This window comes from Bacillus sp. 123MFChir2 (assembly GCF_000383235.1).
Lineage (GTDB): Bacteria > Bacillota > Bacilli > Bacillales > Bacillaceae_G > Bacillus_A.
Window position 1 is genome coordinate 1 of sequence record NZ_KB911011.1, and the last position, 5,668, is coordinate 5,668.

At 34.4% G+C, this 5,668-nt stretch carries 7 protein-coding genes and 1 pseudogene; 5 read left to right on the forward strand and 3 right to left on the reverse strand.

Annotated elements, in window-relative coordinates; translation table 11 throughout:
• Positions 1–92: 92 nt before the first annotated feature.
• Positions 93–362 (forward strand): annotated as a pseudogene (locus H280_RS25520) (esterase); the annotation flags it as partial.
• A gap of 70 nt (positions 363–432) precedes the next feature.
• Here H280_RS25520 and H280_RS0122575 read toward each other — a convergent pair.
• A complete protein-coding gene (locus H280_RS0122575) occupies positions 433–606 on the reverse strand; it encodes a DUF1272 domain-containing protein (protein WP_020063361.1) in 174 nt (57 codons plus the stop codon).
• A gap of 138 nt (positions 607–744) precedes the next feature.
• On the opposite strand from H280_RS0122575, the gene H280_RS0122580 reads away from it, so the two are divergent.
• Positions 745–1,203 (forward strand): Lrp/AsnC family transcriptional regulator, encoded by a 459-nt coding sequence (locus tag H280_RS0122580; RefSeq protein WP_020063362.1) that lies wholly within the window; start codon positions 745–747, stop codon positions 1,201–1,203.
• A gap of 147 nt (positions 1,204–1,350) precedes the next feature.
• Here H280_RS0122580 and H280_RS0122585 read toward each other — a convergent pair whose 3' ends face one another.
• Both H280_RS0122585 and H280_RS0122590 read right to left on the reverse strand, forming a co-directional pair.
• Complete coding sequence (locus tag H280_RS0122585) at positions 1,351–2,283, reverse strand: DMT family transporter (protein ID WP_020063363.1); 933 nt, start codon at positions 2,281–2,283, stop codon at positions 1,351–1,353.
• Positions 2,284–2,417: 134 nt separating this feature from the next.
• The gene (locus H280_RS0122590) at positions 2,418–2,861 is read right to left on the reverse strand and encodes an Lrp/AsnC family transcriptional regulator (protein ID WP_231401810.1); all 444 of its coding nucleotides are present in this window, start codon (positions 2,859–2,861) and stop codon (positions 2,418–2,420) included.
• A 107-nt stretch (positions 2,862–2,968) separates the two neighbouring features.
• On the opposite strand from H280_RS0122590, the gene H280_RS0122595 reads away from it, so the two are divergent.
• The 3 genes from H280_RS0122595 (at position 2,969) to H280_RS0122605 (ending at position 5,550) form a co-directional block, all read left to right on the forward strand.
• On the forward strand, positions 2,969–3,520 hold the full coding sequence (locus H280_RS0122595) for a cysteine hydrolase family protein (RefSeq protein ID WP_020063365.1): 552 nt from the start codon (positions 2,969–2,971) through the stop codon (positions 3,518–3,520).
• Positions 3,521–3,696: 176 nt separating this feature from the next.
• Complete coding sequence (locus H280_RS0122600; RefSeq protein ID WP_020063366.1) at positions 3,697–4,104, forward strand: MerR family transcriptional regulator; 408 nt, start codon at positions 3,697–3,699, stop codon at positions 4,102–4,104.
• Positions 4,105–4,227: 123 nt separating this feature from the next.
• Entirely contained in the window at positions 4,228–5,550 is a 1,323-nt protein-coding gene (locus H280_RS0122605; RefSeq protein ID WP_020063367.1) for a hemolysin family protein, read from the forward strand.
• Positions 5,551–5,668: the final 118 nt, after the last annotated feature.

Below are 5,668 nucleotides of genomic sequence, written 5' to 3' on the forward strand. Positions count from 1 at the left end.
AATGTTGGTGTGGTAACTTACATTGTACAAGAGGAATCTCTCTTTTTGTATTCATTTTTTGGTAGAATTTAGATAATCAACAGACGTGATATAAAGTATTACTAATCAGCCCAGCTCCAGTTGATGAGGAAAGGCAAAATGCAAGAACAAATGCTGTTTTAAAGCAATATGCAAAAGTTGTATCAGATGTAGCAACTCGAACTGGTAGCAATTTCCTTGATTTGTATACATCTTTCATGCAGCTACCAAATTATGAGCTTCTTTTAGAGAATGAAAAACAGGATGGACTACACTTTGGAGTACATGGATATGAACATTTAGCAGAAGTAATCATTGAAAAGATAAAAGAAATTAAGTGGTGAAAAAAAGAAAAAGTAAAGCGCAAAATCCATAAGGTTTTGCGCTTTTAATATGCGAAAGAGAGATTTTTAGTTATTTCTTTTTCGGTCTTCGCACTAATTCACCACCACAATTTGGACAGACGTGCTTTGTCTTTTCTGTACAAGATGTGCAAAAGGTGCATTCATATACACATATATATGCTTCTGAATCTCCTTGAAGGGAAGTATTACAAGTTTGACAATTTGCTTTCATTTCTAGTGCCATGGGGTTTCCTCCTTACATAGAGCAATAAACTTTATAAGTATATGATAATATAGGATGGAGATATTTTCCTTTCTATTAATAATGCATTCTAAGATTTTTCCTTGTGTTTAAAACGAATTTATGAGAGGGACATTACAAATGAAAATAGATGTAATTGACGCGAAAATTTTACAATGTTTAAATCAAAATTCTCGTCTTTCCATTCGAGAACTATCTAAAAAAGTTAATTTGTCTGCACCTTCAGTGGCTGAAAGAGTACGGAAGTTAGAGGATGAGGGGATTATTGAAGGATATACGACAAAAATTAATTATGATAAGTTAGGTTTTAATATTCATGCTATTTTAGAAGTGAAAACAAAAAATAGACAGTGTGAAAGGTTTAGAGCATACATGAAAGCTTATCCGAGGGCTGTTTTTTGTTATCGCGTAGCGGGGCCTACTAATTATATAGTGAAAATTTCTGTTCGGAGCTTTCAAGAAGTAGAAGCGTTTATCGATGATATTTCAAAACTTGCTGAAACAGTTACACATGTTATTTTTTCAGAAGTAGGAGTAGGCAATAATGTGTTAGATTATTATAGTCCAGATGAGATGTAACGAATAAAGTGAAACTTTAATCAGTGGGGGTTTTCTTCATCCCCACTGATTATTAGCCCTCACCAATCGGGTTTTTACGGGCAGTAATAGCGGAATAAAATAAGCTATGAAAAAACAAGGATGGCATTTACACCACCCTTGTTTTCTTTATTTATCATTGATATATAGAATTGTATGTTTATTATGTGAAGATGTCTTTCTTTTATCAATTGTAACGATCAGAACGCTGACTACAATGAGAAAAGCTCCGATGAAAAATGTAGTTTTTAGCTCTTCATTCAGTAGTAGCCATCCAAGAAATGATCCAACAAGAGGTTGGAAAAAGAAAAAGAGTGAGCCGATTCCTGCATCCATTAATTCCATACCTTTGTTCCAAAGAAAAAATGCACCAGCAGTTGAAATGATGCCGAGGTAGAAAACTCCTAAGATCAATATTGTGTTAAGATTCTGTATACGATATGTTTGTAATTCCCATATCATACAAGGTGTAATAAACAGAATCGCAAACAATATTGCGTACGTTGTAATGATTAAAGACGAAAAACGTTGCGAGGCGATTTTGACGTAAATCGATAATAAGGCCCACGTAATAGCAGCCCCGACTAATATGATTGTTCCAGTGAAATATGTTCCAAGTTTGATATCCCATCCGATAACAATGATAACACCTATTGTTGCTAGGAGTACGGAAATGAATTTGCGAATGGTAATACGTTCTTTTACTATTATTCTTGCAAAAATGATCATAAAGGCTGGTGTTGCCGATGTCACTAAAGAACCTGTATGGGCATCGGACAATTTTGTTCCAATGAATTGAAATGTAATGGAAACAAAATAACCGATAAACCCGATCCAAGCAAATAATAACCAATCCTTTTTCGCGATTGGAATCTTCGTTTGCTGCCTTCGCTGTGTGATTTGTAAAATGATAAATAAAATCACAAAAGCGATAACGAAGCGTAACCAAACAAGTGTAAGTGGGGGAATAAACGCTAGTACGTATTTACTGACAACGTACATGCCTCCCCAAATGCTTGCAGCAAGCGATAAACAAAATGCACCGAGTAATGAATGTTTCATATCATATGACCTCCGTCTATTTTTAGGAATACATATCCTTAAGACGAAGCAATTTTTTTGCCCGTCTTAGAGACGGATGACTGGTTGATCATTTTCGAATAAGTTGTTGTAATACATCGCGATTCTCCTTTCTACTATAAAGGGTTTTCTTTTATTTGGTGAATGGATAAGTTTAACCGGTAGTTACCAAACCTTAAAATTTCGTTTAATAAGTTATGTAAGTTTTCTTGGGAGTCTATTTGTACTTTGAGGAAATAACATCCTTCACCACTAATTTTATGAGCTTCTACGATGGAATCTTCTTTTGTTATAAATGATGTGAATGTAGAGTGTTCATTTGTCTTCATAAAAACTGTGATAAAAGCAGTATACTGCATACCTAATTTCAAATGATCTACTAAAATGGTATACGCTTTTATTATTCCTTCATCCTCCATCTTTCGAATACGGTTGCAGGCGGCCTGCCCTGTCATATGAACGCTTTTCCCAATATCTTTCCACTGCATTCGTGAATTATTCTTTAGTAAATTAAGAATTTGCAAATCTATTGAATCAATCATAGTATTAAATCCTTTCATGGTGAAATCATATGACGTTAAAGTCTTTCATGAGAATGTTTTGGCTAACTTGATAAAGCTCTATAATTAGATTATAACTTAATTTTCAAAATATTGGAGGGTTAATAATGAAAACAGGACTTGTATTAATTGATATTCAAAATGATTACTTTCCAGGTGGCAGATGTGAATTACATGAATCATTAAGAGCGGTAGAAAATGCAAAAGAAGTGTTAGATTTCTTTAGGGAAATGCATTTACCTATATTTCATGTACAACATATTTCAGTAAAAGAGGGGGCAACTTTTTTTCTTCCGAATACAGAAGGTGTAAACATTCATTCTCATGTAGCGCCGTTTAAAAATGAATTTGTCGTACAAAAAAATTATCCAAATAGTTTTCGGAAAACCAATTTATTAGAGTTACTTCAGCGAGAAGGGATTGAACATTTAGTAATTTGCGGAATGATGACACATATGTGTATTGATACAACAGTTCGAGCTGCTAGTGATTTAGAGTTTAGGTGTACAGTAATTGAAGATGCTTGTACGACAAAAGATCTTGTATTTAACAATGAATTGACGCAGGCTAAACATGTTCATACAGTATTCATGAGTGCTTTAGATAAAATGTTTGCGAATGTAATAAAAACCACAGAATTTTTATCAAATAAAATGTAGTAAGAGATAGAAGCTATGCTACGACATGTGGATTTATAGCTTCTTCTTTTTGGCCGAAAGAAGATGAATCTTAATATTTCTATAAATTGTTTTTTTAACTGTAACGTTTGACTGTACAGTTTATGTATTGTATGATTGTTTGTAACATATACTGGGGAGGGAAGGTCGTTGGGAAGGTGTACCGAATCGGACAGTTGGCTCACATGGCTCATGTTTCGAAACGAACGATTGATTATTATACGAATCTAGGTATTTTAAAAGCGGAGCGATCTCAATCTAATTATCGCTACTATGACGAAACAGCAATTGAAACATTACGTTTTATTGAGAGATGTAAAGAAATGCATATACCGCTTTCTGAAATTAAGGATAGGATCGAGGAGAAAAAGAAGCTGCTCGGTGTTAATGAAGACGTTTCGGAACAAGTAAATGATGTAACAGAGCGTATCCACCGTTTGGAGACGGAATTAGTAGAATTAAAACCGTTATTAGATGGGTTAACAGATTCACAGCGCGAAAAACTAACGAAACATTTATCAACTCAAACGACAGCTTTAATCCAATCTCTTATTTTACTATTATAGTAGATAGGACTATCCACCCTTTAATTTCTGTATAGCGCTTTATTTTCTAAATTTAGAGAGTAAAAGAAAGTAATTATTTATACAGGAGGTGGACACCTTAGTTTTGAAACTAAGGGGGATTCTTTGGAAATATTTAATTTAATTATGATTGCGATTTTAATCGCATTTACTGGATTTTTCGTGGCAGCAGAGTTTGCTATGGTTAAGGTGCGTCCAAGCCGGATTGACCAGCTTGTTGCAGAAGGAAAACGAGGTTCAATAGCAGCCAAAAAGGTAACAGCAAATTTAGATGAATATTTATCGGCGTGTCAGTTAGGGATTACTATCACAGCTCTTGCACTCGGATCGCTTGGAGAGCCTACGGTTCATCGCTTATTACAACCGTTATTTCAAGATCTGCATTTACCAGAAACAGCTGCAAATTCAATATCGTATATTCTTGCATTTGCAACGGTTACCTTTTTACATGTTGTTGTTGGTGAGTTAGCACCGAAAACATTAGCAATTCAAAAAGCAGAGACAATTACAATGTTGTTTGCAACACCGCTTATTATGTTTTACAAAATTATGTTCCCATTTATTTGGATGTTAAATAAATCAGCGCGTCTTGTAACTGGTTTATTTGGATTAAAACCAGCTTCTGAGCATGAGGTAGCTCATTCGGAAGAGGAGTTACGTTTAATTCTTTCAGAGAGCTATGAAAATGGGGAGATTAATCAAGCGGAGTATAAGTATGTAAACAATATTTTTGAGTTCGATAATCGAATTGCAAAAGAGATTATGGTGCCGCGGACAGAAATCGTTGGTTTCTATCTTGAGGATTCAGTAGAAGATCATATGAAAGTTATCCGAAGTGAAAAGTATACACGTTACCCGATCTTTGGAGAAGATAAAGATGATATTATCGGTATGGTGAACGTAAAAGACTTCTTTATTCGTTATATGAAAAACGATAAAGAAGACCTACAATCTATCAAAACATTTATGCGTCCTATTATTGAAGTAATGGAGACAATTCCAATCCATGATTTACTTCTGCAAATGCAAAAGAAGAGGATTCCAATGGCTGTGTTATATGATGAATATGGCGGAACAGCAGGAATTGTGACGCTTGAAGATATATTAGAAGAAATTGTTGGTGAAATTCGTGATGAATATGATGAAGATGAGCATCCTCCAATTCATCATGTTGACGAGCATCATAAAATTGTTGACGGCAAAGTATTGATAAGTGAGATTCAAGATTTATTTGGATTACACATTGATGAAGTAGAAGTTGATACAATTGGCGGTTGGGTGATGACACAAAATCACGAAATTCAAGAAGGACAATTTGTTGAAACAGAAGGATATGAATTTAAAGTTTTAGAAAAAGACGCACATCAAATCAAGCGTATTGAAATTCGTAAAATAGATGTACAACAAGAAGAAGTAGCAACTGTATAGTTGCTCAGAGTGTTGGGAAACCCTTTGGGTTTCCCAACCTCTGATGACCTTTATTGTAACTATGTATAAAAAAATTGTACGAAACAATAAAAAATAAGAAAAACAGCCCTTCAACTGA